General features: G+C 69.6%; 16 protein-coding genes. 4 read left to right on the top strand and 12 right to left on the bottom strand.

Going from position 1 to position 25,497, the window contains the following annotated elements:
• Window positions 1-21 precede the first annotated feature (21 nt).
• The 12 genes from ACG04Q_RS07430 to ACG04Q_RS07375 all read right to left on the bottom strand — a co-directional run bounded on the left by ACG04Q_RS07430 (window position 22) and on the right by ACG04Q_RS07375 (window position 21,431).
• A complete protein-coding gene (locus ACG04Q_RS07430) occupies window positions 22-2,301 on the bottom strand; it encodes a tetratricopeptide repeat protein (protein WP_394510254.1) in 2,280 nt (759 codons plus the stop codon).
• Window positions 2,298-2,933, bottom strand: a complete 636-nt coding sequence (locus ACG04Q_RS07425) for an HAD family hydrolase (protein WP_394510253.1) — start codon at window positions 2,931-2,933, stop codon at window positions 2,298-2,300. Before ACG04Q_RS07425 ends, ACG04Q_RS07430 begins: the two co-directional genes overlap by 4 nt.
• Window positions 2,930-3,886, bottom strand: coding sequence for an NAD-dependent epimerase/dehydratase family protein (locus tag ACG04Q_RS07420; RefSeq protein ID WP_394510252.1), 957 nt, complete (start codon window positions 3,884-3,886; stop codon window positions 2,930-2,932). The genes ACG04Q_RS07425 and ACG04Q_RS07420 overlap by 4 nt, the downstream gene beginning before the upstream one ends.
• A 6-nt stretch (window positions 3,887-3,892) precedes the next feature.
• Window positions 3,893-5,035, bottom strand: a complete 1,143-nt coding sequence (locus tag ACG04Q_RS07415; protein ID WP_394510251.1) for a class I SAM-dependent methyltransferase — start codon at window positions 5,033-5,035, stop codon at window positions 3,893-3,895.
• A gap of 11 nt (window positions 5,036-5,046) precedes the next feature.
• Entirely contained in the window at window positions 5,047-6,126 is a 1,080-nt protein-coding gene (locus ACG04Q_RS07410; RefSeq protein ID WP_394510250.1) for a class I SAM-dependent methyltransferase, read from the bottom strand.
• A complete protein-coding gene (locus ACG04Q_RS07405) occupies window positions 6,123-7,967 on the bottom strand; it encodes a thiamine pyrophosphate-binding protein (protein WP_394510249.1) in 1,845 nt (614 codons plus the stop codon). Before ACG04Q_RS07405 ends, ACG04Q_RS07410 begins: the two co-directional genes overlap by 4 nt.
• Window positions 7,967-9,472: an N-acetylneuraminate synthase family protein gene (locus ACG04Q_RS07400; RefSeq protein ID WP_394510248.1), complete on the bottom strand. Its 1,506-nt coding sequence runs from the start codon at window positions 9,470-9,472 to the stop codon at window positions 7,967-7,969. Before ACG04Q_RS07400 ends, ACG04Q_RS07405 begins: the two co-directional genes overlap by 1 nt.
• An 11-nt stretch (window positions 9,473-9,483) precedes the next feature.
• Entirely contained in the window at window positions 9,484-10,818 is a 1,335-nt protein-coding gene (gene rfbH / locus ACG04Q_RS07395; protein WP_394510247.1) for a lipopolysaccharide biosynthesis protein RfbH, read from the bottom strand.
• Window positions 10,818-11,885, bottom strand: coding sequence for a CDP-glucose 4,6-dehydratase (gene rfbG / locus ACG04Q_RS07390; protein WP_394510484.1), 1,068 nt, complete (start codon window positions 11,883-11,885; stop codon window positions 10,818-10,820). Before rfbG ends, rfbH begins: the two co-directional genes overlap by 1 nt.
• Window positions 11,885-12,658, bottom strand: a complete 774-nt coding sequence (gene rfbF, locus ACG04Q_RS07385) for a glucose-1-phosphate cytidylyltransferase (protein ID WP_394510246.1) — start codon at window positions 12,656-12,658, stop codon at window positions 11,885-11,887. The genes rfbG and rfbF overlap by 1 nt, the downstream gene beginning before the upstream one ends.
• Before the next feature lie 308 nt (window positions 12,659-12,966).
• Window positions 12,967-20,418 carry a beta strand repeat-containing protein gene (locus ACG04Q_RS07380; RefSeq protein ID WP_394510245.1) on the bottom strand — a complete coding sequence of 2,484 codons (7,452 nt, stop codon included), beginning with the start codon at window positions 20,416-20,418 and terminating at the stop codon, window positions 12,967-12,969.
• Between the two features lie 359 nt (window positions 20,419-20,777).
• Window positions 20,778-21,431, bottom strand: a complete 654-nt coding sequence (locus ACG04Q_RS07375; RefSeq protein ID WP_394510244.1) for a GntR family transcriptional regulator — start codon at window positions 21,429-21,431, stop codon at window positions 20,778-20,780.
• Between the two features lie 94 nt (window positions 21,432-21,525).
• On the opposite strand from ACG04Q_RS07375, the gene scpA reads away from it, so the two are divergent.
• The 4 genes from scpA to ACG04Q_RS07355 are packed head-to-tail and all read left to right on the top strand — an operon-like array spanning window position 21,526 to window position 25,494.
• Window positions 21,526-23,721 (top strand): methylmalonyl-CoA mutase, encoded by a 2,196-nt coding sequence (gene scpA / locus ACG04Q_RS07370; protein WP_394510243.1) that lies wholly within the window; start codon window positions 21,526-21,528, stop codon window positions 23,719-23,721.
• A complete protein-coding gene (locus ACG04Q_RS07365) occupies window positions 23,721-24,149 on the top strand; it encodes a GNAT family N-acetyltransferase (protein WP_394510242.1) in 429 nt (142 codons plus the stop codon). The genes scpA and ACG04Q_RS07365 overlap by 1 nt, the downstream gene beginning before the upstream one ends.
• A complete protein-coding gene (gene meaB, locus ACG04Q_RS07360) occupies window positions 24,146-25,108 on the top strand; it encodes a methylmalonyl Co-A mutase-associated GTPase MeaB (protein WP_394510241.1) in 963 nt (320 codons plus the stop codon). The genes ACG04Q_RS07365 and meaB overlap by 4 nt, the downstream gene beginning before the upstream one ends.
• Window positions 25,105-25,494 (top strand): VOC family protein, encoded by a 390-nt coding sequence (locus tag ACG04Q_RS07355; RefSeq protein WP_394510240.1) that lies wholly within the window; start codon window positions 25,105-25,107, stop codon window positions 25,492-25,494. The genes meaB and ACG04Q_RS07355 overlap by 4 nt, the downstream gene beginning before the upstream one ends.
• Window positions 25,495-25,497 lie beyond the last annotated feature (3 nt).

The raw sequence follows: 25,497 nt of genomic DNA, 5'->3' as shown, positions 1-25,497 counted from the left end.
GGTACGCGCCGCGGCCCGCGGCTACAACGCCTGTGTGGCCACGATGAACTCGTGCAGCTGCTGCTTGAACTCGTCGACGGTGGGGATGGCCTCGCGGGCGAACGGCCGCTGCGTGCCGTCGGGCAGCAGGTGGATGGGCTCGCAGCCGCACAGCCAGGCCTCACGCACCATGATCGTGAACCCGTCGTAGCAGTACAGCCGCCGCGCCCGGCGCAGCAGCGCGGCCATCTCGCGCCGGGTGGGCGGCCAGGTCTTGGTGATTTCCACCGCGTCGGGCGGATGGTGGCCGGTGTTGCGGCCCTTGCCGACGTAGAACACGTCCACATCGCGCGGCGACTCGGCGCCGGGGTCGTAGAACCACGGCTCGATGGACGGCACCTCCAGCACGCGGCCGTCGGCATAGGGCGCCAGCTGCTGGTTGTAGGCGACGAGGAACTCGTTCGCCGCGTAGCTGCGCTCGCCGCGGCCCAGCTTGCCGGGCGTGTTCATCACGTAGCGCACGATGCGTTTGGCGTTCAGCAGGTTGCCGGGCGCCACCTCGGGGTAGATGACGATGTCGTCGACGAACTGGGCCTTGGGATAGTCCGGCGAATAGGTGCACACCAGCGCGTCGTAGCCGGCGCGCACCAGCCATTTCTGCAGGTCGTACAGCACGCGGATGCCGGCCGAGTTGTGCTCGTGCGGCGGTGCGCCGATGACGTAGCGGCGACGGAACTCGGCGCCGCCCGGGCCGGGCAACGTGAAGTCGTGCAGGTCGCGCAGCGTGGCCAGCTCGGCGGGCGAGGCCGGCGGCGCGACGGGCCGCGGGGGCAGGGCGGCGACAGCGTCCAGCAGCCGGGTTTCCAGCGCACGCACCCAGGCGGCCGGCCGCAGCGCGGCCAATGCGTCGGGCTGCGGCGGGGGCGCTGCGCCCGACACGGCGGCGTTGGCCAGCGCCTCGTAGTGCGGCAGGTCGGTGGCGACGCCGGTGGCGGCCAGGCCCAACCGCTCCAGCAACTGCGCGCCCTGTTGCGCGGCGGCGCCGCGGCCCTTCAGCGTGACGGCCGGCACGCCGCGCGCCGCCGCCTCGGCGACGAGGCGGGGCCAGCGCGACGGCGTGGGGTCGAGCACGGCGGACAGGCCCGTCCAGAATCCTTCGGCGTCGGCCGCGGCCTCGATGGCGTCTGGCGGCAGGCCCTCGGCGCTGGCGCGCTGCTGCAGCCGCTGCACCAGGCCGGTCTCGGGTGCCCACAGGCGTAGCCGGCTGCCGGGTTGGCCGGCCAGCAGCCGCAGCCACAGCGCGGCGAGCTCGTCGCCCAGCTCGGTGGCGGTCAGGCAGCTGCCCCAGACGATGCTGGTCGTGGCGGGCTGCGTGGCGGGAGCGTCGGGCACCCAGATTGCGCCGGCGGGCCAGGGCCAGTCGGCGTCGCCCAGGCAACCGTCCTGGGCGGCCAGCGCGGCATCACCGGCGGCGTCGGCCCACACCAGCTGCAGCGGCGCCGGGTGGTAGACGAGGATGCCTGGGCGGCCTTCGGCGGTCAGCCCATGCACGTCCAGCAGCACGTCCACCTGCAGCAGGCGGATGGCGCTGGCGGCGGCGTCGTCGGTGAGGTCGTGCAGGCTGTGATGGGCGGGCAGGCCGCCGCGCGGCGCGCCGGGGGGCAGCGCGCTGCCGGCCTTGTCCCAGGTGAACAGCAGCGCCTGCACGCGCGCGGGGTCGTGGTGCAGCGCCGGCGCGGGCAGGTGTGCCGGCGTGGCGGCCAGGTAGCCCACGCGCAGCGGCCGCGTGCCGCGGTCGAAGCGCTGGCGCGCGGCCATCAGGTGGTGAAAGCGCGGCAGCAGGCGCTGCTGCGCCACGTCGGCGCGCACGCGTTGCGTGTCGGGGTCGTCCTGCGGTCCGTCGAAGGTCCACGGGCCCTTGGGCCGCGGCACGGGGCCCGGCAGCAGCGCCAGCACCTGCTGCAGGCGCGCGCGCAGGTGGGCCTGCAGGTTGGCGTCGCTGGACAGCAGCAGCGCCTGCTGCACATGCTGCAGCGCGTGGCTGGGCAGGCCCAGCGAACACCACAGCGACATCAGGCCGGTGTGCGCCTCGGGCGAGTCGGGCAGTTCGGCGACGGCCTGCTGCCACGCGGCCATCGCGCTGGCGGGCTGGGCGGCGCGCATGTGCAGCACGGCCTCGTTGTGCCAGGTCACGTAGCGTTCCTGCGCCGTGCCGGCGGCGCCGGGGCCCGCGCGCCATTCGCGGTAGGCGGCGATGGCGCCGGGCAGGTCGCCCTGGCTGGCGCGTTGTTCGGCGCTGGCGATGGCGTCGTTCAGGCTCATGGTTCGCGCAGCAGGCGTTGCCGGAAGTCGGCCAGGCTGGCGGCGGACACCGTGTCGCCGCCATAGCCCCAGGGCACGCGCAGGCAGGGCAGGCCGGCGGCCTGGGCGGCCTCGGCGTCCTCGTCGCGGTCGCCCACGTACCAGCAGCGCGCGGCGGGCAGGCCGTGCGTGGCCACGACGTGCTGCAGCACCTGGGCCTTGCTGGTGGCGGCCGGCGTCAGCGCGTCCAGCGCGTAGACGCCCCGAAAGCGCGTCCGCCAGCCGAGGTGTTCCAGGATCAGCAGTGTGGGATGCAGCCGCTTGTTGGTGACGATGTAGAGCTCGCGGCGCTGCGCGGCGAGTTCGTCCATCAGCGCGGGCATGGGCTCGATGACGACGCTGCCGCGGTAGCCCTCGCGGTCGTAGTGGGCCTTGAAGGCGGCCGCCAGTTCCTCCACCGACGGGCCGCCCGGCGCGTCGCCGCGCAGCTTGCGCAGCGTCGGGATCAGCGGCGGGCCGATCAGCGAGGGCTCCAGCGGGCAGACGGGCGCGGTGCCCAGGTCGGCGAAGGCGGCGCCCATGGACGCGAGGATGCTGGGCGCGCTGTCGATCAGCGTGCCGTCGAGGTCGAAGAGGACGGGGGCAAGGGTCAAGGCAGTCTCCGGGCCCGCGCCGCCGCACCGGTGTCGCGGATGGCGTCGTCGAGCGACCAGTTCAGGGTCAGGCCGAGGGCGAGCGCCTTCTCGACGTTGGGGATGTAGCCGTTGCGCGTGGCCGCGGCGGCGTCGCCCCGGGCCAGCACGCGCACGGGCTTGTCGGGGGCGAGTAGGTCGCGCACGCGGTGGGCCAGTTCGCCCACCGACAAGGCGTCGGGCGAGCCGACGTTGTAGGCCTCGCCGGCCGCGCCGCGTTCGAGCAGCACGGTCAGCCAGTGCGCCAGGTCGTGCTGGTGCATGTAGGAGCGCAGCGGCAGGCCGTCGCCGTTGACGACGATGGCGTCAGCCGCCAGCGCGTCGCGGATGAAGTTGCCGATGGCGAAGTGCACGTCCAGCGGCAGGTCGGGCCCGACGAACGCGAAGCAGCGCGCGACGACGGTCTCCAGCCCGTGCGCCTGGCGGTACAGCGCGCAGAGGTGTTCGGCCGCGCGCTTGGCGACGCCGTAGGCCTGGCCGGGCTCCAGCGGGTCGGGCATCTGCAGGCAGTCCTCGCGCACGCCCGTCGCGCCGGTCAGGCGGCCGTAGACGGCGCCGGAGCTGGTCAGCAGGAAGCGCCTGGCGCCGCTGGCGACGGCGAAGTCCAGCAGGTTGCGCGTGCCGCCGACGATCTGGTCGTAGCGCTGCAGCGGCGTGAGCTGCGGGCCCAGCGTGGAGTCGGCCGCCGCGTGCAGCACGTGCGTGAACTGTTCGCCGCGGGGCAGCGTGGCCGCATCGGCGATGTCGCCGCGCAGCAGCCGCAGCCCGGGCAGGCGGCAGAGGTCAGGGTGCGCCGCGCGGAAGCGCTCGGGGTCGCGGCTCAGGATGCAGACGTCCGCGGCCGGCTGCTGCTGCCAGTAGCGGAGCAGGGCCTTGCCGAAGAAGCCGGTGCCGCCGGTCAGCAGGAGTTTCATCGCGCGCTAGTAGAGCAGCACCAGCGGGTTGGGGAACTTGCTGCGCAGGCTGGCCGCGATGTCGTTCTGGGCGCGGAACGACGACACCAGGATGGGCAGCTCCGGCGTGTCGGCGATCGTGGCGGGCAGCTGCACGGTCCACGCGCCGAACGGCTTGCCGGTCAGGTTGGCATTGCCGTCGACGACGCCGGCGATGCGCGCCTGGGCCTCGGCGGGCAGCCGCGGCAGCAGGCGTGCCGAGTGGGAGCCGGCGCCGTAGACCAGGAAGCGTCCCGCCGGGATGCGCTGCAGCGCGCCCTGCATGATGCGTTCGGAGTCGGCGATGTAGGCGTCGAAGCGCGCCTGCGGCTCGGGTGCCCGTGGCGCCGGGGTGGGCACGGCCGTGCGCTCGGCCAGCACGAAGGCCGAGCCGGTGCCTGCCAGCGGCAGGTCCTGCGCCTGCTCGGCGATGACCTGCATGCCCAGGCTGGACAGCAGGTTGCGCAGGCTGGCGAAGGAGAAGAACTGGATGTGCTCGATGGAGAACTCGCCGAAGGGCTCGGCGCCGTCGGCGCGGAAGCCTTCGATGGCCGGCACCTCCACCAGCAGCCGCGCGCCCGGGCGCAGCCGCGCCACCAGTTGCTCCAGGTCGGTGCGCAGGTGCGGCAAGTGCTCCAGCACGGCCATCAGGCAGACGAGGTCGGCCGCCTGCAGGTCCACGCATTCGTGCGCGTTGTCCAGCGTGCCGCAGTGAATGCCCTCCAGCCCGAAGTTCTCGCGCGCCCGCAGCGCCGACTGCGGTGCCGGGTCCACACCCTGCAGCCGCTGCCAGCCGGCGTCGCGCATGGCGGCCAGCATGGCGCCGTAGCCGCAGCCCAGGTCGACGACGCGGTGGTCCTTGGGAATCCAGCGCCCCATCAGGTCCACGGCGGCTTCGATGCGCAGGCGGTCCAGCGCGGACACGCTGCTGGCGACGTCGTACTTGGACGCGGCCTTGTAGTAGGCGCCGTACTGCGACGCCGGCGGCAGCCGGTGGGCGAAGTGGAAGCCGCAGCCCTGGCAGCGGCCCACCTCGTAGCTCATGTCGAACTCGCCGATGGCCAGCATGCGGTTGTCGAACAGCGGGGTGGCCTCGGTGCTGCGGCACACGGGGCAGGCGCGGGATTCCATGGGCGGTGATCCTAGGCAGCGGCGGCGGCCGGCAGCGGCCCCAGCACGTCGGAGAGGTCGAACAGCAGCGAAGCCGGCATGCCGGCCGCGCCGAGCTGCTGGCGGATGGCGCTGGCGAAACGCGCACTGGCGATCAGCACCGGCAGGCCGCTGTTGGCAAAGGCGGTGATAGGCAGCGCGGGCAGGGCAGGCAGGCACTGGCCGAAGCGCTCGGCATTGCTGTCGTGCAGCGCGCGCAGGCGTCCCGGCGCCAGCCGCGGCAGCAGCGGCAGCAGGTAGTTGTGGAAGTCGCCGCCGATGCCGTAGATGGCGAAGCCGTCGGGGAACAACCCCTCCAGCCGCGCCAGCAGCGCGGCCTGGCGCTGCGCCGCGCCCAGGCTGGGGCGGGCGGCAAGGCGCAGGCTGTCGGGGTAGACCGCCGATTCGAAATGCCCTGTGCTCAGCTGCTGCACCGTGAAGCCGTGGCGCCGCAGCAGCGTGGCCATGGACGCGGTGCTGAACTGGTGCACATGCTCGGCATTGCGGTCCAGTGCCAGCAGCGGGTGGCCCGCCTCGTGCGGCACCTCCAGCAGCAGTTGTGTGGCCGGCGTGCACAGGCGGCCCCAGGCGGCCAGTTCCGCGGCGACGTCGGGGATGTGCTCCAGCACGTGGAAGCTCAGGATCAGGTCGAACTGCGCGCCGGGGTCGGCGGCCAGCAGCTCATCGTGGCTGGCGTGCACACGGTCCAGCACCTGGCGCGCCGTGTCGGCGTCCTTGGACGGCTCCAGACCGACGTAGTGGACCTGGAATTCCTGCTTGATGCGCTGGCCCAGCGCGCCCTCGGCACAACCCACTTCCAGGATGCGCAGGCCATCGCGCAGCACGCTGCGCAGCGACGCGATGCGGCCGTCCAGCTTGGCCTGCAGCGTGGCGCTGTCGGTGGCGTTGCGGCCGACGAGCGACTGGTAGTAGGCGCCGCTGGGTGCAGCCGCCAGTGACCACACATGCCCGCAGCGGTCGCAGCGCTGGAAGGCGCGGGGCGCGATGCCCGGGGTGGTGTCCTCCGGCAGCGCCTGCGCCGCCGTGTGAGCGCAGCAGGGGCAGGCGTTCATGCGGTTTGGGCGCGGGCCTTCACGGAGCGCGGATCGAGCTCGATCAGCATCTCGCGCGACAGCTGCTCCAGCGGCAGCAGCGGGCTCATGTCTTCCAGCGGCATGGAGATCATCGAGCCGTCGGGCTGCGGGATCGCGGCCACCTTGGGGCTGAGGATCTCCTCGTGCGACAGGCGCACGTCGATGAGGCGCGGGCCCGCGGTGCCGGTGTCGGCCAGCGCCTGAGCCAGCTCGTCGGGTGTGCGCACCGTCTGCGCCGGGATCTGCATCGAGGCGGCGATGGCCGTGAAGTCCGGGATCCACAGGCCGGACTGCGGGCCGGTGCCCAGGTAGCGCTGGTCGAAGTAGTTCTTCTGGGTGTTGCGGATGGACGCGTAGCCGTTGTTGTTCATGACCACCAGCGTGATCGGCAGGCCGGACTGGCGCAGCGTGGCCAGCTCCTGCAGGTTCAGCATCAGGCTGCCGTCGCTCTCCACGCACAGCGTGGGCCGGCCGCCCGCCCCGACGCAGGCGCCGATGGCCGCGGGCAGGCCGTAGCCCATGGAGCCCAGGCCCGAGGTCAGGAAGAAGCGCTGACCGGGCTTGTTGCGGAACACCGTGTAGAACACCTCCACCGCCAGGCCCGAGCTGCCGGTGACGAGCAGCGTGTCCTCGGGCACAAGCTCGCTGAGGCGGTCGACGAACTGGTAGTGCGTCATCACCGCGCCGGCCTGCGTGTCGCGGCCTTCCATGGCGGAGAAGCGCGCCTTCCAGTCGGCGCAGCGCTCGCGCCAGGACGACCAGTCGCCATGCGCGGCGGTGTCCACCTGCGCCTGCCAGGCCTGCAGGAAGGCCTTGGCGTCGGCCTGCACCTTCAGGTCGATGGGGAGCTCGTGGCGGGCCAGTTCGTGCGGGTCGATGTCCACCACCACCTTGCGCGCCGCGCGGGCGAAGCCGGCGGGGTTGTAGGCGGTGATGATGTTGTCCAGCCGGCAGCCGATGCTGATCAACAGGTCGCAGTTCTGCACCGCGAGGTTGGGCGCACGCGCGGCGACGACGCCGGGGCGGCCTACGTACAGCGGATGGTCGAACGGCAGCAGGTCGGCCGCGTTCCAGGTGAAGGTGCACGGAATGCCGAAGCGCTCGGCCAGCTGCGCGAAGACCTCGGCGCCGCCGGCGATGCGGATGCCGTGGCCCGCGATGATGAGCGGCCGCTTGGCCTGGGCCAGCAGCGCCTGCAGCTCGGTGAAGACCTCGGCGTCCAGCGCGGGCGCGGTGTCGGCCGGCGGCACGAAGCCTTCGAGCTGCGACGGGTCGATCTGCGCGGCCTGCACGTCCAGCGGCACGTCCAGCCACACGGGGCCGGAGCGGCCGGTGCGCAGGTTCCACAACGCCTCTTCGAGGTCGCGGCGGATGTCGGCGGGCTGCTGCACGGTGCGCGCAAACTTGGTGACCGGTTTGACGATGGACACGATGTCCACCTCCTGCACGCCGCCCTGGCGCAGCGGGCGGCCGCGCAGCGCGTCGGCGCGCTTGACCTGGCCCGACAGCACCAGCAGCGGCAGTGATTCGATCCAGGCGCCGGCCACCGGCGTCACCACATTGGTGGCACCCGGGCCGGTCGTGACCATCGCGCAGCCGAAGCCGGTGGCGTTGACGCGGCCGTTGGCCTCGGCGGCGATGCCGCAGGCCTGTTCGTGGTGGCAGACGTGGCCGGTGATGCGCGGCTCACAGGCCACCGCGTCGTTCAGGTGCATGGCGCCGCCGCCGGGCAGCAGGAAGATGTCCTGCAGGCCTTCGTCGGCCAGCCGGCGGATCAGGTAGTCGGCCACCCGGATGGGGGCGGAATTTGCGAGCGTCATCAGGCCATCCAGTGGGTCAGCAGGGTCTTGCGGTTCGGGTTCCGCTGGATCGACTCGTCGGTGTAGAAGGAGTCGTTCTTGAAATGGGTGGACGAGATCTCCTCGATCACAGCGCCCTCGCGCGTCTCGAACGCGTGGCGCACGCCAGGCTCCACGTTGACGACGTCACCCACCTTGCACTGGCGCGGCACGCCGTCCAGCGTCAGCGTGATCTCGCCGTACAGCACGTGGAAGGTCTCTTCCTTCTGCTGGTGGTATTGCTCGGGGTGCTTCTGGCCCGGCAGCGACACCAGCAGCTTCTTGCAGTAGCCGCGGTTGACGACGGTCAGCATGGTCAGGCCCGTCTCGTCGAAGTTCTCGATGCCGTAGTGGTGCGAGATTTCCAGGTCGGTGCGGCCCGGCACGATGGTGCGGCTCTTCTCCAGCAGGTCCTTCACGCGGCCGACGATCTCCAGCACCTTGGCGCGCACGTCGGTGCGGCGGGTGTTGTCGGTGGTCAGCGCGCCGTCGGCCTCGACGTCGGCCGTCAGCGTGAAGCTGGCGTACTTGGACCAGTTGTTGGCCGTGATCTGACCGTCCTGCGGCGGGAAGGCGAAGTACACGTCGTCGGCGCCGACGACGTGGCCGGCCTTCAGCCCGCGCTTGACGAACACGCCGCGGCGCAGCGAGCGCAGCGAGGCCGCCTCGCCCTCGTTGGGCGGCAGGCGGCGGTCGCCCACGCCGCACAGCATCAGCGCATGGCGGGCGGCAGCCAGCCAGCGGTCCACCTGCTGCGGCGAGGCGGAGTAGCCGTTCAGCGCATAGCGGTCGGTGGCCACGCCCACGTGCTTCTCGAAGATGCGCGCGCCCTTGGCGATGGCGATCTTGACGAGGTCGGTGTGGTCGGGGTCTTCATGGGTGGAGAAACCGATCTCGACGTCCGGGTAGCGGTTGTGCAGGAAGTCGATCTGCGACAGGTGCATGCGCTCGTCGGGCGTCGGGTACTCGCCCACGCAGTGCAGGATGGCGAAGTCCTTGTTGCGGTGCTGCAGGAAGCTGATGACCTGGTCCATGTCTTCCACGGCCGCACCGGCGGTGGAGGCAATGATGGGCAGGTTGGTCTGCACCACGCGTTCCAGCAGCGGCCAGTCGTTGAAGGAGCAACTGGGGATCTTCAGGAAGTCCAGCTTCTGGTCTTCGATCTGGCCCACGGACGGTTCATCGAACGGCGTGGCCATCACGAGGAAGCCCTGGGCGCGCATCTCGGCCACCAGCGTGTCGAACTGTGCGCGGGTCAGGCGCGTCTCGGAGAAGCGCTTGATGTACTTGATGTCGTCGCGCCCCTGCATGGCGGGGTGGATGAAGGTGTCCAGGTCGCGGTACTGCAGCTTGAACGCGAAGCTGAATTCCGGATAGCCGCGGCAGACGGCGCCGAACTCGCGGATGACGCGCAGGCCGTGGTCGATGTCGCCCATGTGGTTGTTGGCCATCTCGAGGACGAACAGGGGCTTGGTCAGGGTCTTCATGGTCGGGCTCCTCAGAAGTCCACGCCGAGGTAGGTCTCGATGTGGCGGGCGGCGTAGGCCAGCATGTCCGGCGTCAGCGCGGGTTGCACGCCGATCCAGAAGGTGTTGTTCATGATGTGGTCGGTGTTGGCGAGATCGCCGACCACGCGGAAGTTCTGGCCCTGCATGTAGGGCTGGCGCGTCAGGTTGCCGGCGAACAGCAGCCGCGTGCCGATCTTCTGCTGGTCCAGGTAGGCCAGCAGGTCGACGCGGCTGACCGGCGCGTTGTCCTTCAGCGTGATGGGGAAGCCGAACCACGCCGGGTCGCTGCCGGGCGTGGCCTGCGGCAGCTGCACGAACTCCTCGCAGGCGGCCAGCTTCTCCTTCAGGATCAGGAAGTTGCGCTTGCGCGCATCGATGAAGGACTGCGCCTTGGCGATCTGCGCGACGCCGCAGGCGGCCTGCATGTCGGTGATCTTCAGGTTGAAGCCGCGGTGGCTGTAGGTGTACTTGTGGTCGTAGCCGGCCGGCAGGCTGCCGCCCAGCTGCTCGCAGCTCCAGCCGAAGCGCTTGCCGCAGGTGTTGTCCTTGCCAGGGGCGCAGTAGCAGTCGCGGCCCCAGTCGCGGAAGCTCTCGGCGATGGTGCGCAGTTCGTCGTTGTTCGTGAACACCGCGCCGCCTTCGCCCATCGTGATGTGGTGCGCCGGGTAGAAGCTCAGCGTGGCGATGTCGCCGAAGGTGCCGACCTTGCGGCCGTCGTAGGTGGAGCCCAGGGCGTCGCAGCAGTCCTCCACCAGCCACAGGCCGTGGGCCTTGCAGAAGGCGGTGACGGCGCCGAGGTCGAACGGGTTGCCCAGCGAGTGGGCAATCATGATGGCCTTGGTCCTGGGGCTCAGCGCGAGTTCGAGCTGGCTGACGTCGATGTTGTGCGTGTGGCGGTCCACGTCGACGAACACCGGCACGGCGCCGAACTGCAGGATCGGGTTGACCGTCGTCGGGAAGCCGGCCGCGACGGTGATGACCTCGTCACCGGGCTGGATGGCGCGATCGCCCAGGCGCGGCGACGTCAGCGCGTGGAAGGCCACCAGGTTGGCGGACGAGCCGGAGTTCACGCTCAGCGCATGCTTCACGCCGATGAAGGCGGCCAGCTCGCGTTCGAACTGCGTGTTGAAGCGGCCGGTGGTGAGCCAGCCGTCCAGCGAGGCCTCCACCATCAGCTGCAGCTCTTCCACGCCGATCAGCTTGCCGGACGGCGGGATGACGCTGACGCCGGGGAAGAAGGCCTGCGGTCGCAGTGCTTCCTCGGCATACTGTTGCACCAAGGTGGCGATCTGTGCGCGCAGGGCGCGGGTCTTGTCGTTGTCCATCAGGCCAGGGCCTCGTAGCTTGCAATCTGTTCCAGGGTCAGGGCCCGCGCGTCAGCGCCGGCCAGCCAGCCGCGGTGCCAGTCCACCGTCAGCTGCAGCGCGCGGCCCAGGTCCAGGCGCGGGCGCCAGGCCAGGCGCTGGCGGGCGAGGCTGGTGTCCAGCTTCAGCCAGTTGGCTTCGTGCGGGTGGTCGCCGGGCTGCTGCGCTGTGCGCGCATCATCGCCCCAGCGGCGGGCCAGTTCGTCCACCACGTCGCCCACGGGGCGGGCATCGTCGTCGCGGGGGCCGAAGTTCCAGGCCTGCGCGGCGTCGGCGTCGCCGGCCAGCAGGCGCTGGGCCAGCATCAGGTAGCCGTTCAGCGGCTCCAGCACGTGCTGCCAGGGGCGCACGGCCTGCGGGTGGCGAAGCTGCACCGGCTCGCCGCGGCCGAAGGCGGCCAGCACGTCCGGCACCAGCCGGTCACGGGCCCAGTCGCCGCCGCCGATGACGTTGCCGGCGCGCGCGGTGGCCAGCGCCACGCCCTGCGCGGCCATGAAGGACGCGCGGTAGGCGCTGCACACCAGCTCCGCGCAGCCCTTGCTGTTGCTGTAGGGGTCGTGGCCGCCCATGGGGTCGGTCTCGCGGTAGCCCCAGGGCCACTCACGGTTCTCGTAGCACTTGTCCGTGGTGATGACCAGCACGGCCTTCACGGTGGGCTGCAGCCGGGCTGCCTCCAGCACGTGGACGGTGCCCATCACGTTGGTGGCGTAGGTGCCGACCGGGTCGTCATACGACGGCCGCACCAGGCTCTGCGCGGCCATGTGGATGACCAGCTCGGGCTGCTCAGTCTGCAGCGCGGCGTGCACGGCGGCCAGGTCGCGGATGTCGGCCTCGTGGTGGCTGACCAGCTCGCGCACGCGGGCCAGCTCGAACAGGCTGGGCTCGCTCGGCGGGGGCAGCGCGACACCGCTGACCTGCGCGCCCAGGCGCTGCAGCCACAGCGCCAGCCAGCTGCCCTTGAAGCCGGTGTGCCCGGTCAGCAGCACGCGGCGGCCGGCCCAGCTGAAAGGCATCGCGGCGCGGTTCATCAGCTCCACACCTTCCAGGGCGCGTTGCCGCTGTTCCACAGCTCCTCCAGGTAGACGCGGTCGCGCAGCGTGTCCATGGGCTGCCAGAAGCCTTCGTGGATGTGGCAGCCCAGCTGGCCCGTCGCGGCCAGCGTTTCCATCGGCTCGCGCTCCCAGACGGTGTCGTCACCTGCAATCAACGGCAGCACCGACTTCTCCAGCACGAAGAAGCCGCCGTTGATGAGCCCGCCGTCACCGCGTGGCTTCTCGGCGAAGGACAGCACCTGGCCGTCCTGGATGTCCAGCGCGCCGAAGCGGCCCGCCGGGTAGGTGGCTGTCACCGTGGCCGACAGCCCGCTGGCCTTGTGCTTGGCAATGGCCGCCGCGATGTCCACGTCGCCGACGCCGTCGCCATAGGTCAGGCAGAAGGGTTCGCCGTCCCGCAGGTGCGACGCCACCCGGCGCAGCCGGCCGCCGGTCTGCGTCTTCTCGCCGGTGTCCACCAGCGTCACCTTCCAGGGCTCGGAATGCTGCTCGTGCAACTCCATCCGGTTGTTGGCCAGGTCGAAGGTGATGTCGGACTGGTGCAGAAAGTAGTTGGCGAAATATTCCTTGATCAGATAACCCTTGTAGCCGCAGCACACGATGAATTCCGTCACGCCGTGGTGGGCATAAATCTTCAGGATGTGCCAGAGGATGGGTTTGCCCCCGATCTCGATCATCGGCTTCGGGCGCAGATGGGTTTCCTCGGAAATCCGGGTTCCGAGGCCGCCGGCCAATATGACTGCTTTCATGCGCGGAGGTTTCCGAGGGCAGGGCGCGAAGGGCGCGCCGGTGTTGGAGCGTTTGAACTGGCCCGCATGATGCCGCTGATGCAAGGCGCTCGAATTTTCAAACAGCCAGGGAAAACTATAGTTGTTGGGGAGGGGATAGGCCGAGTGTTTGGCGCAGGAAACCGCTGAGAACCCGTGCACGCCAGCGGGCGGGCCCGCGGCCCGGACGCCGTTGCAATGAGAACAGGCCCGGTGGATTGCTCCACCGGGCCTGTCGGGGCCGCCGGGTTGGCGGCGTCAGCGGGGCACGGTTGCCCCGGGCCGCGTCGTCAGATCAGTGCGCCGCCGTTGTTGCGGCGCAGTTCCTCGTCCTCGGCCAGCTTGCGGTCGATGGCAGCGAGGTGCGCGTCTGCGCCGGAGGCCGCCGCGTGGCTGGCCTTGGCCAGGTCAATCGGCTCGGCCGCCAGCAGCGCGCCGGCTGCCGGGGCCAGCACGTCGGTCAGCGTCACCGGCGCCTGGGCGTCGTCGGCCTTCTGCGGCTGCACGTCCTTGGCGAACCAGACGTCGGCCATCTGGTGCTGGCTGCCGTCGGTCGTCGTGTAGCTGGACACCAGGCCCAGCAGGTTGCCGTTGTCCACCGTCGTGCCCTTGGCGGCATTCAGGTCCAGCGACACGATGCCCAGGTCCTCCAGCGACTTCAGCTCGCCCGAGTCGGTCTTGCCGTCGTGGTTGGCATCCACCCAGACCTTGAGCTCCTTCCAGTGGGCGTCCTTCTGGTCGAGGCGGCCGTCGTGGTTGCTGTCCTGCTCGGCCATCGCGACATAGCCGTCCGTGGCGCGCTTGCCGTTGGCCAGGATGGTGCCCATGCCGAACAGCTCGCTGCCGTTGTTGATGACGCCGTCGAGGTTGCGGTCCATCACCAGCAGGCCGTCGCCGCCCGCCACCCAGCCGACCTTGTTCACCTGGCCGGTGCCCAGCAGGTCGAAGTTGACCCCCTGCGCCGCTGCCAGCGTGTTGACGCCGTGGCCATCCAGGTCCAGCGCGATGGGCGTGATCGACAGCAGCGTGTTGAACTGCGCGTCGCTCATCGCGCCCACCGCTTCGCTGGTCAGCGACAACAGTTGCGGGTCGGTCATGGCCTGCATGTCGCGGGTCTCGAGGCCGGCGATCTGCGCGCTGGTCAGCGCGTGGATCTGGTCGGTCGTGAGGGCCTGCGCCTGGGCCGTCGTCAGCGCGGTGATCTGCGCGGAGGTCAGGGCGCTGAACTGGTCGCTGGTGATGGCGTGGATCTGCGCGGTGCTCAGCGCCGCGAAATTGGCCGTCGTCAGGGCACGCAGGTCATCGGTCTCCAGCGCTGCGATCTGCGCCGTCGTGAAGGCCATCACCTCGGACGATGTCAGCACGCGGAACTGGTTGGACGTGAACGCGTTCAGGTCGTCCGTCGCCATGCTCTGGATCTGCGACGTCGTCAGGTAGATGACGCGGCCGCTCAGGCCTTGCAACTGGTCGGTCGTCAACGCGCCGAGCTGGGCCGTGGTGATGGCCTGCAGCGAGGTGGGCGTGAGCGAGCGCAGGTCGTCCGGCTCGATGGCGGCGATCTGGTCGGTCGACAGCGCCTGCACCTGGGCCGAGCTCAGCACGGACACCTGCGTGGACGACAGCGCCAACATGTGCTCCGTTGTCAACCCGGGCAGCTGCGCCGTCGTCAGCGCGGCCACCTGGCCGGTCGTCAGCGCGGCAACCTCGGTCGACAGCAGTGACTGCAGCTGTCCGCTGGAGAAGCCGGCCAGGGCTGCCGTGGTGATGGCGCGCAGGTCGGCCGTCTCCATGCTGGGCAGGGCGTCGGTGGACAGTGCGGCGATCTGCGCGGAGCCCAGCACCGCCCACTGGCCAGTCGTCAGCGCCGCCAGGTCGGCGGTCTCCATGCCGGCAATCTGTGCCGTGGTCAGCAGGGCAACCTGGGCGGTGCTCAGCTTGGAGAACTGGTCAGTGGTCAGCGCGTTGAGGTCGGCCGAGCCCAGGCTCTGCAGCTGCGTGGACGTCAGCGAGTTGAGCTGGGTGGAGCTCAGGGCCTGAAGCTGGTCGCTGGTCAGCGCGTCCAGCTGGGCGGTGGACAGCGCACGCAGCGCACCGGTGGTGATGGACTTGATGTCCACCGACTCGATGGCGGCGATCTGGTCGGTCGTCAGCGCCTTGAACTGGTCGGACGAGAGCGCACCGATCTGCGTGGAGGTCAGCGCGACCATGTCGTCGGTTTCCAGGCCTTGCAACTGGGTGGTGGACAGCTTGGCCAGTTGCGCCGTGCTGAAGGCGCCGACCTCGCCGGACACCAGCGACTTGATCTGGTCGCTGGAGAAGCCGGCCAGTGCTGCGGTGGTGATGGCGCGCAGGTCGGCCGTCTCCATGCTGGGCAGGGCGTCGGTGGACAGCGCAGCGATCTGGGCAGAACCCAGCGCCGCCCACTGCGTGCTGGTCATGGCGGCCAGGTCGGCGGTTTCCATCGCGGCCACCTGGGCCGTCGTCAGCAGCGCGACCTGAGCCGTGCTGAGCTTGGAGAACTGGTCGGTCGTCAGCGCGTTGAGGTCATCGGTCTTCAGGCTTTGCAGCTGGGTCGACGTCAGCGCGTTGAGCTGCGCGGACGACAGCGCCTGCAGCTGGTCGCTGGTCAGCGCGTCCAGCTGCGCGCTGGACAGTGCCGGCAGCGAGCCGGTCGCGATGGCGCGGATATCGCCGGACTCGATCGCGGCGATCTGGTCGGTGGTCAGCGACTTCAGCTGGTCAGACGTCAGCGCAGCGAGCTGGCCGGAGGTCAGCGCCGCCATGTCGTCGGTCTCCAGACCCTGCAGCTGAGTCGTCGTCAGCTTGGCGAGCTGCGCCGTGCTGAAGGCGGCGACTTCGCTGGACGTCAGCGACTTGATCTGGTCGCTGGAGAAGCCGGCGAGCGCAGCGGTGGTGATGGCGCGCAGGTCGGCCGTCTCCATGCTGGGCAGCGCGTCGGTCGACAGCGCGGCGATCTGCGCGGAGCCCAGCGCAGCCCACTGGCTGCTGGTCATGGCCGCGAGATCAGCGGTTTCCATCGCAGCGATCTGGGCCGTCGTCAGCAGCGCGACCTGCGCCGTGCTGAGCTTGGAGAACTGGTCGGTGGTCAGCGCGTTGAGATCGTCCGTCTTCAGGCTCTGCAGCTGGGTGGAGGTCAGCGCATTGAGCTGCGTGGAGCTCAGCGCCTGCAGCTGGTCGCTGGTCAGCGAATCCAGCTGGGCGCTGGACAGCGCGCGCAGCGCGACCGTCGTGATCGACTTGATGTCGCCGGATTCGATGGCCGGCAGCTGGTCGGTCGTCAGCGCCTTGAGCTGGTCGGACGTCAGCGAGGCGATCTGGCTGCTGGACAGCGCAGCCATGTCGTCCGTCTCCAGGCCTTGCAGCTGCGTCGTCGACAGCTTCACCAATTGGTTGGTGGAGAAGGCGGCGACTTCGGTGGACGTCAGCGACTTGATCTGGTCGCTGGAGAAGCCCGCCAGCGCGGCGGTGGTGATGGCACGCAGGTCGGCCGTCTCCATGCTGGGCAGCGCGTCGGTGGACAGCGCCGCGATCTGCGCGGAGCCCAGCGCGGCCCACTGGCTGCTGGTCATGGCCGCGAGATCAGCGGTTTCCATCGCGGCGATCTGGGCCGTCGTCAGCAGCGCGACTTGCGCCGTGCTGAGCTTGGAGAACTGGTCGGTCGTCAGCGCGTTGAGATCGTCCGTCTTCAGGCTCTGCAGCTGGGTGGAGGTCAGCGCATTGAGCTGCGTGGAGCTCAGCGCCTGCAGCTGGTCGCTGGTCAGCGCATCCAGCTGGGCGCTGGACAGCGCACGCAGCGCCACGGTGGTGATGGACTTGATGTCGCCGGATTCGATGGCCGGCAGCTGGTCGGTGGTCAGCGCCTTGAGCTGGTCGGACGTCAGCGAGGCGATCTGGCTGCTGGACAGCGCAGCCATGTCGTCGGTTTCCAGGCCTTGCAGCTGCGTCGTCGACAGCTTCACCAGTTGGTTGGTAGAGAAAGCGGCGACTTCGGTCGACGTCAGCGACTTGATCTGGTCGCTGGAGAACCCAGCCAGCGCGGCGGTGGTGATGGCGCGCAGGTCGGCCGTCTCCATGCCGGGCAGCTGATCGGTCGTCAGCGAGGCGATCTGGCTGGACGTCAGCGTGGCCCACTGGCCCGTGGACATGGCGCGCAGCAGGTCGGTGGACAGGTTGCTGAGCTGGGCGGTCGTCAGCGCCAGGATCTGGCCAGTGGACAGGCGCGCGATCTGGTCGGTCGTCAGCGAGTTGAGGTCGTCGGTCGTGATGCCGATGACCTGCGGCGTCGTCGTCAACGCATTCAGCTGCGTGCTGGTCAGCGCGCGCAGCTGGTCACTGGTCAGCGCATCGATCTGCGCCGTCGACAGGGCGCGCAGCGCCACGGTGGTGATGGACTTGATGTCGCCAGACTCGATGGCGGCGATCTGGTCCGTCGTCAGCGCCTTGAGCTGGTCGCTGCTCAGCGCGGCGATGTGCGACGACGACAGCGCGACGATGTCGTCGGTCTCCAGACCTTGCAACTGGCCCGTGGTGAGCTTGGCCAACTGGGTGGTCGTCAGCGCGCCAACTTCCCCGGAAACCAGCGACTTGATCTGGTCGCTGGAGAAGCCCGCCAGCGCGGCGGTGGTGATGGCACGCAGGTCGGCCGTCTCCATGCTGGGCAGCGCGTCGGTGGACAGCGCTGCAATCTGGGCGGAGCCCAGCGCTGCCCACTGGCTGCTGGTCAGCGCGGCCAGGTCGGCCGTCTCCATGCCGGCGACCTGGGCCGTCGTCAGCAGCGCCACCTGGCCGGTGCTGAGCTTGGCGAACTGGTCGGTCGTCAGCGCGTTGAGGTCGGCGGAGCCCAGGCTCTGCAGCTGGGTGGAGGTCAGCGCGTTGAGCTGGGTCGAGGACAGGGCCTGCAGCTGGTCGCTGGTCAGCGCATCCAGCTGGGCGCTGGACAGCGCGCGCAGCGCCACGGTGGTGATGGACTTGATGTCGCCGGACTCGATGGCGGCGATCTGGTCCGTCGTCAGTGCCTTGAGCTGGTCGCTGCTCAGCGCGGCGATGTGCGCCGACGACAGCGCGGCCATGTCGTCCGTCTCCAGGCCTTGCAGCTGGGTGGTCGACAGCTTGGCCAGCTGCGTGGTCGTCAGCGCGGCGACCTCGGCCGAGACCAGGGACTTGATCTGGTCGCTGGAGAAGCCGGCGAGCGCAGCGGTGGTGATGGCACGCAGGTCGGCCGTCTCCATGCTGGGCAGCGCGTCGGTGGACAGCGCGGCGATCTGCGCGGAGCCCAGTGCGGCCCACTGGCTGCTGGTCAGCGCGGCCAGGTCAGCGGTTTCCATGCCGGCGATCTGGGCCGTCGTCAGCGCGGCGACCTGGGCGGTGCTGAGCTTGGAGAACTGATCCGTCGTCAACGCGTTGAGATCGTCCGTCTTCAGGCTCTGCAGCTGCGTGGTCGTCAGCGAATTGAGCTGGGTCGAGGACAGGGCCTGCAGCTGGTCGCTGGTCAGCGCATCCAGCTGGGCGCTGGACAGCGCGCGCAGCGCGACCGTCGTGATGGACTTGATGTCGCCGGACTCGATGGCGGCGATCTGGTCGGTCGTCAGCGCCTTGAACTGGTCCGACGACAGCGCGCCGATCTGGGTCGACGACAGCGCGGCCATGTCGTCCGTCTCCAGGCCTTGCAGCTGGGTAGTCGACAGCTTGGACAGCTGGGTGGTCGTCAGCGCGCCGACTTCACCGGACACCAGCGACTTGATCTGGTCGCTGGAGAGCCCAGCCAGCGCGGCGGTGGTGATGGCACGCAGGTCGGCCGTCTCCATGCTGGGCAGCGCATCGGTCGTCAGCGCGGCCACCTGGGCAGAACTCAGCACGGCCCACTGGGCGCTGGACAGCGCGGCCAGGTCAGCGGTTTCCATGCCGGCGATCTGCGCGGTGGTCAGCGCGGCGATCTGGGCCGTGCTGAGCTTGGAGAACTGGTCGGTCGTCAGTGCATTCAGGTCGTCCGTCTTCAGGCTTTGCAGCTGCGTGGACGTCAGTGCGTTGAGCTGGGTGGACGACAACGCTTGCAGCTGGTCGCTGGTCAGCGCGTCCAGCTGGGCGCTGGTCAGCCCGCGCAGCGCCACGGTGGAGATGGCCTTGATGTCGCCGGACTCGATGGCGGCGATCTGGTCGGTCGTCAGCGCCTTGAACTGGTCGCTGCTCAATGCGGCGATCTGGCTGGAGTTCAGCGCGGCGACGTCGTCCGTCTCCAGGCCTTGCAACTGGGTGGTCGTCAGCTTGCCGAGCTGAACGGTGGTCAGCGCGGCGACTTCGCCGGACACCAGCGACTTGATCTGATCGCTGGAGAAACCGGCCAGCGCCGCGGTGGTGATGGCACGCAGGTCGGCCGTCTCCATGCTGGGCAGGGAGTCGGTGGACAGCGCGGCGATCTGGGCGGAGCCCAGTGCGGCCCACTGGGCGCTGGTCATCGCGGCCAGGTCGGCCGTCTCCATGGCGGCAATCTGCGTTGTCGTCAACGCGGCGATCTGCGCCGTGCCCAGCTTGGACACCTGATCGGTCGTCAGCGCATTCAGGTCATCGGTGTTCAGGCCGCGCAGTTGCGTGGTCGTCAGCGCGTTGAGCTGGGTGGACGACAACGCCTGCAGCTGGTCGCTGGTCAGCGCGTCCAGTTGCGCGCTCGACAGCGCGCGCAGCGCCACCGTCGTGATGGACTTGATGTCGCCGGATTCGATGGCGGCAATCTGGTCGGTCGTCAGCGCCTTGAACTGGTCGCTGCTCAAAGTGGCGATCTGGCCGGACGTCAGCGCCGCCATGTCATCGGTTTCCAGCCCCTGAAGCTGCGTTGTGCTCAGCTTGCCCAGCTGCGTGGTCGTCAGCGCGGCAACCTCGCCGGACGTGAGCGATTTCAGCTGGTCACTGGAGAACCCGGCGAGCGCGGCGGTGGTGATGGCGCGCAGGTCGGCCGTTTCCATGCTGGGCAGCGAATCGGTGGACAGTGCGGCGATCTGGGCGGAGCCCAGCGCGGCCCACTGGGCGCTGGTCAGCGCGGCCAGGTCGGCCGTCTCCATGGCGGCAATCTGCGTTGTCGTCAGGGCGGCAATCTGCGCCGTGCTGAGCTTGGAGAACTGGTCCGTTGTCAGCGCGTTCAGGTCATCGGTGTTGAGGCTACGCAGCTGGCTGGAGGTCAGTGCGTTCAGCTGGGTGGACGTCAGCGCCTGCAGCTGGTCCGTGGTCAGTGCGTCCAGCTGCGAGCTGGTCAGCGCGCGCAGCGCCGTCGTCGTGATGACCTTGATGTCGCCGGACTCGATGGCGGCGACCTGGTCGGTGCCCAGTGCCTTCAGCGCGTTGCTGCCGATGGCCGCGACCTGCGACGAGCTGAGCTGGACGATGCCTTCCGTCGTCAGGCCCACAACCTGGCTGCTGGACAGCGATGCGACCTGCTGTGTCGTCAGGGCCTGCACCTGGTTGGTGGTGAACGCATTGATCTGGTCAGACCGGAACCCGGCCAGCGCCGTGGTCGTGATCGAGCGCAGATCCTCCGTCTGGAATGCCCGGATCTGGTCGCTGCTCAACGCAGAAAGGCCGCTGGAGGTGATCGCAGCGGCCTGGGTGCTGGTCAGGGCAATCAACTGGTCGGTGCTGAAGGCGGCCCAGTCTTCGGTCGTGAAGTCCCGGATCGTCGTCGTGGTCAGGCCAGGAATACGCGAAACGGGAATGAACGGGATGACGGTTGCCATGGTTTCTCACCTGCAGTTGTGCTGTCGGCCGCTGGCTGGAGAGCAGGCAGCGGCCGTGCGTCGAATCGGATCTGCGCCCCTCGACGCCGGGGCTTTTCGGGTGCGAGCTCCAGCGCCCCCGGGGCAGGGGGCAACTTGTAACTCGCGGTTTTTAGAGCTTCAGTCGGTTATCGGGTCTGGCGGGCGTGACTTGAGGAATTTGTTCTCGAATCCCGCCCGCGCGTTCACCCCGGCCGTTCCTCGCATGCACGGACCCTGGGTGGTTTACCCACTGACTGGCATGCTATTCAGCGGCCACGCGCTTCACGTGGCGATAAGGGCGGGCTTTCGGTGGCAGTTCACGGCTGCACCGATTCCTTTCAAGAAGCTGTCTGCGTGGCGCTCAGCCCGTTGCAGAAGTGCGCTGTCACGAGCGCGCGGCAGGCCACCGCATCCCGCGACAGCAAGGCCTTGACGATGGCGCGGTGCTCGTCAAGCGATTCCGCCAGCCGGCCCTCCCGGAACAGCGAGTGGTGGCGGTTGAGCTTCATCAGCCGGCGCAGGTCGCCGACGATCTGCAGCCGCCAGCGGTTGCCGTCTATCTCCAGCACGCGCAGGTGAAAGCGCTCGTTGGCGGCGAAAAAGGCGTCCCGGTCCGGCAGTGCCGCCTCCAGCGCCCGGTGCAGTTCGCCCAGTTCGGCCAGCTCCGCGTCGGTGGCGCGCGCGGCGACTTCCGCCGCGGCGTCACTTTCTAGAAGGGACAGCAGTTGATAGGCTTCCCGTACGTCCCGCTCGCTCATCTCGGTGACGTAGGCGCCGCGGCGCAGCTTCATCGTCACCAGGCCTTCGGCGGCCAGCACCTTCAGCGCCTCGCGCATGGGCGTGCGGCTGATGCCCAGTTCGCCGCAGAGCTTGAGCTCGTCCACCCAGGCGCCCGGCTCCAGCTCGCGTGCCAGGATGCGCTGGCGAAGCTGGTCCGCCACCTGTTCATACAGCGGCAGGGCGGCGAGGGGGGCGGTGGGCGGGGGCGTCATGGGTGGTGTGTGTCAGCCCAGTGTAGCGAAACTGAATTCATAATTATGAATAACGGGTCGGCTAAGATCGCGCCGAGTTACAGGAGAGTTTCGAATGTCTGACGCCAGCCAGAACGCAGAAGGCCCGGGGGATGCCCCGGAGTTCAAGACCGCCACGCTGGAGCAGTGGGCCAAGGCCGCGGCGAAGTCGGCGCCGGGCGGGGACCTGAACGCGCTGAACTGGGTCACGCCCGAGGGCCTGGTCGTCAAGCCGCTGTACACGGCCGCCGACACGGCCGACCTGCCGCACGCCGACACGCTGCCGGGCTTCGAACCCTTCCTGCGTGGCCCGCAGGCCACGATGTACGCCGCCCGGCCGTGGACCATCCGCCAGTACGCCGGCTTCTCTACCGCTGAGGAAAGCAATGCCTTCTATAGAAAGGCGCTCGCCGCCGGCGGCCAGGGCGTGTCGGTGGCCTTCGACCTGGCCACCCACCGCGGCTATGACAGCGACCACCCGCGCGTCACGGGCGACGTCGGCAAGGCGGGCGTGGCCATCGACTCGGTGGAGGACATGAAGATCCTGTTCGACGGCATCCCGCTGGACAAGGTGTCGGTGTCGATGACGATGAACGGCGCCGTTCTGCCGGTGCTGGCCGGCTACGTCGTCGCGGCGGAAGAGCAGGGCGTGGGCCAGGAGCAGCTGGCCGGGACCATCCAGAACGACATCCTCAAGGAGTTCATGGTCCGCAACACCTACATCTACCCGCCGGAGCCGTCGATGCGCATCGTCGGCGACATCATCGAGTACACGGCGCGGGCCATGCCGAAGTTCAACTCGATCAGCATCTCCGGCTATCACATGCAGGAGGCCGGCGCCACGCAGGCGCTGGAGCTGGCTTTCACGCTGGCCGACGGGCAGGAGTACGTGCGCACGGCCATCGCCAAGGGACTGAACGTCGACGACTTCGCACCGCGGCTGTCCTTCTTCTGGGCCATCGGGATGAACTTCTATCTCGAGATCGCCAAGATGCGCGCGGCCCGGCTGCTGTGGTGCCGCATCATGAAGGGCTTCGGCGCCACCAACCCCAAGAGCCTGATGCTGCGCACCCACTGCCAGACCTCGGGCTGGAGCCTGACCGCGCAGGATCCGTACAACAACGTCGTGCGCACCACCATCGAAGCCATGGCCGCCGTGTTCGGCGGTACGCAGAGCCTGCACACCAACTCGCTGGACGAGGCCATCGCGCTGCCCACCGAGTTCAGCGCCCGCATCGCGCGCAACACCCAGCTCATCATCCAGGAAGAGACGCACATCACCAGCGTCGTCGACCCCTGGGCCGGCAGCTACATGATGGAGAAGCTGACCCAGGACATGGCCGACCAGGGCTGGGCCATCATCGAAGAGGTGAATGCCCAGGGCGGCATGATCAAGGCGGTGGACTCCGGCTGGGCCAAGCTGAAGATCGAGGCCAGCGCGGCCGAGAAGCAGGCACGCATCGACTCCGGCGCGGACGTCATCGTCGGTGTCAACAAGTACAAGCTGGCCAAGGAAGACCCCATCGACATCCTGGACGTGGACAACGTCAAGGTGCGCGAGGCGCAGATCGCGCGCCTGAAGCAGATCAAGGCCACGCGCAACACCGAGGCCGTGCAGGCGGCCCTCGGCGCGCTGACCCGCGCCGCCGAGAACGGCGAGGGCAACCTGCTGGCCTTGTCCATCGAGGCGATGCGGCTGCGGGCCACCGTGGGCGAGGTCAGCGACGCGCTGGAGGCCGTCTTCGGCCGCCACCGCGCGGACACGCACAAGGTCAGCGGCGTCTACGCCGCGGCCTACGATTCGGCCGAGGGCTGGGCCAAGCTGCAGGGCGAGATCGCCGCCTTCGGCGAAGCCCAAGGCCGCCGCCCACGCGTGATGATCGCCAAGCTGGGCCAGGACGGCCATGACCGCGGCGCCAAGGTGGTGGCCACGGCCTTTGCCGACCTGGGCTTCGACGTCGACATCGGCCCGCTGTTCCAGACCCCCGAGGAATGCGCCCGCCAGGCCATCGAGAACGATGTGCATGCTGTAGGCATCTCGACGCTGGCCGCGGGCCACAAGACGCTGGTGCCGGCCATCATCGCGGAGCTGAAGAAGCAGGGCGCGGACGACATCATCGTGTTCGTCGGCGGCGTCATCCCTGCGCAGGACTACGACTTCCTGTACCAGGCCGGCGTCAAGGGCATCTACGGCCCCGGCACGCCCATCCCGGCCAGTGCCAAGGATGTGCTGGAGCAGATCCGCGCGGCTTCGTCGGGAGTGGTCGCCTGATGACGCCCACGCTGGCGCCCGTGGTGGACGCCGACTTCGAGGCCATGCTGGCCCTGCGCATCGAGGCGCTGCGGGAGAGCCTGGAACGGCTCGGTCGCTTCAACCCCGACGTCGCCCGGGCGCGGCTGAAGAGCCAGTTCCGGCCCGAGTGGATGCAGCACCTCGTCGTGGACGGCGAACGCGTCGGCTACTTCACCGTCGAGCCGCATGACGGCGAACTGCGCCTGCATCACCTCTACCTGAAGCCGGCGGCACAGGGGCAGGGCCTCGGCGCCTGGGTGCTGAACCGGGTCAAGTCCCGCGGCCTGCCCATCACGCTGGCCGCGCTGCGCGACAGCCGCGCGAATGGCTTCTACCTACGCCACGGCTTCCGCGTCGTCGAGGAACAGGCCTTCGACATCGAATACCGCTGGGAGGCCGCCGCGTGAACCTGGCCGAGCCGCTGCAAGCCGGCGACCGGCGCGCGCTGGCCAAGGCCATCACGCTGGTCGAGTCCACCCGGGCCGACCACCGCGAGCAGGCCGACGCGCTGCTGACCACGCTGATGCCCGCCACCGGCCGCGCGCTGCGGCTGGGCATCTCCGGCGTGCCGGGCGTGGGCAAGAGCACCTTCATCGAGGCGCTGGGCGTCTTCCTCATCGAGCAGGGCCACCGTGTGGCCGTGCTGGCGGTGGACCCGTCCAGCAGCCTGTCCGGCGGCGCCATCCTGGGCGACAAGACGCGCATGGAAAAGCTGTCCATGGACACCCGCGCCTTCATCCGCCCCAGCCCCAGCAGCGGCACGCTGGGCGGCGTGGCCGAGAAGACGCGCGAGGCTTTGCTGCTGTGCGAGGCGGCAGGCTACGACGTCGTCATCGTCGAGACGGTCGGCGTGGGCCAGAGCGAGACGGCCGTGGCCGGCATGACCGACCTCTACCTGCTGCTGCAGCTGCCGAACGCGGGCGACGACCTGCAGGCCATCAAGAAGGGCGTCATGGAGTTGGCGGACCTCGTCGTCATCAACAAGGCCGACCTGGACGACCAGGCCGCCACGCGCGCGCAGGCGCAGATCACGTCGGCGCTGCGGCTGCTGCCCACGCATGCGCATGCGACGCAGCGCGTGCTCAAGGTCAGCGCGCTGAAGGCCGACGGCATTGCGCCGGTGTGGGCCGCGCTGACGGCCTTGCGCGCCGAGCGCGAGGCCAGCGGCGCCTGGGCCGCCCGGCGGCGCGAGCAGTCGCTGGCGTGGATGTGGGAGCGCATCCAGGCCGGGCTGCGCCAGGCCTTCACGGCCCACCCGGCCGTGCAGGCCCAGCTCGATGCCGCGACCGTTGCGGTGCGCGACGGCCGCACGCCTCCCTCCACCGCGGCCCGCCAGTTGCTGGCCGCCTTCCGGACATCCCCATGATCACGGGCCTGAACCACCTCAACCTGCGCGCCCCTGCCGACCTGCTGGCGACGCTGCGCGACTTCTACCGTGACGCGCTGGGCCTGACGGTCGGCCCGCGCCCCGCCTTCGACAGCGAGGGCTACTGGCTGTACGCGGGTGGCCACCCGGTGCTGCACCTGTCCACGCAGCGCCCTCACGAGCCGGTGCGCGGCCCCGTGGACCCGGCGCACCCGACCACCTACGACCACACAGCCTTCACCGGCACCGACCACCGCGCGATGGCCGCCCACCTCGCGGCGTTGGGCGTGACCTTCCACGAGGTGCGCTCGGACGTCACGCGCCAGCACCAGTTCTTCCTGCAAGACCCCGCCGGCAACGGCGTGGAGATCAACTTCCCGTTCTGACGA

This window comes from Pelomonas lactea, assembly GCF_043555885.1.
GTDB lineage: Bacteria > Pseudomonadota > Gammaproteobacteria > Burkholderiales > Burkholderiaceae_C > Pelomonas > Pelomonas lactea.
This window is presented reverse-complemented; position numbering and strand designations above follow the sequence as displayed.

What these genes read in the sequence shown, in the direction of transcription:
- ACG04Q_RS07430 (WP_394510254.1), bottom strand. Translation starts at nt 2,301, where the DNA reads ATGAGCCTGAACGACGCCATCGCCAGCGCCGAACAACGCGCCAGCCAG.
- ACG04Q_RS07420 (WP_394510252.1), bottom strand. Translation starts at nt 3,886, where the DNA reads ATGAAACTCCTGCTGACCGGCGGCACCGGCTTCTTCGGCAAGGCCCTG.
- ACG04Q_RS07415 (WP_394510251.1), bottom strand. Translation starts at nt 5,035, where the DNA reads ATGGAATCCCGCGCCTGCCCCGTGTGCCGCAGCACCGAGGCCACCCCG.
- ACG04Q_RS07410 (WP_394510250.1), bottom strand. Translation starts at nt 6,126, where the DNA reads ATGAACGCCTGCCCCTGCTGCGCTCACACGGCGGCGCAGGCGCTGCCG.
- ACG04Q_RS07405 (WP_394510249.1), bottom strand. Translation starts at nt 7,967, where the DNA reads ATGACGCTCGCAAATTCCGCCCCCATCCGGGTGGCCGACTACCTGATC.
- ACG04Q_RS07400 (WP_394510248.1), bottom strand. Translation starts at nt 9,472, where the DNA reads ATGAAGACCCTGACCAAGCCCCTGTTCGTCCTCGAGATGGCCAACAAC.
- rfbH (WP_394510247.1), bottom strand. Translation starts at nt 10,818, where the DNA reads ATGGACAACGACAAGACCCGCGCCCTGCGCGCACAGATCGCCACCTTG.
- rfbG (WP_394510484.1), bottom strand. Translation starts at nt 11,885, where the DNA reads ATGAACCGCGCCGCGATGCCTTTCAGCTGGGCCGGCCGCCGCGTGCTG.
- rfbF (WP_394510246.1), bottom strand. Translation starts at nt 12,658, where the DNA reads ATGAAAGCAGTCATATTGGCCGGCGGCCTCGGAACCCGGATTTCCGAG.
- ACG04Q_RS07380 (WP_394510245.1), bottom strand. Translation starts at nt 20,418, where the DNA reads ATGGCAACCGTCATCCCGTTCATTCCCGTTTCGCGTATTCCTGGCCTG.
- ACG04Q_RS07375 (WP_394510244.1), bottom strand. Translation starts at nt 21,431, where the DNA reads ATGACGCCCCCGCCCACCGCCCCCCTCGCCGCCCTGCCGCTGTATGAA.
- scpA (WP_394510243.1), top strand. Translation starts at nt 21,526, where the DNA reads ATGTCTGACGCCAGCCAGAACGCAGAAGGCCCGGGGGATGCCCCGGAG.
- ACG04Q_RS07365 (WP_394510242.1), top strand. Translation starts at nt 23,721, where the DNA reads ATGACGCCCACGCTGGCGCCCGTGGTGGACGCCGACTTCGAGGCCATG.
- ACG04Q_RS07355 (WP_394510240.1), top strand. Translation starts at nt 25,105, where the DNA reads ATGATCACGGGCCTGAACCACCTCAACCTGCGCGCCCCTGCCGACCTG.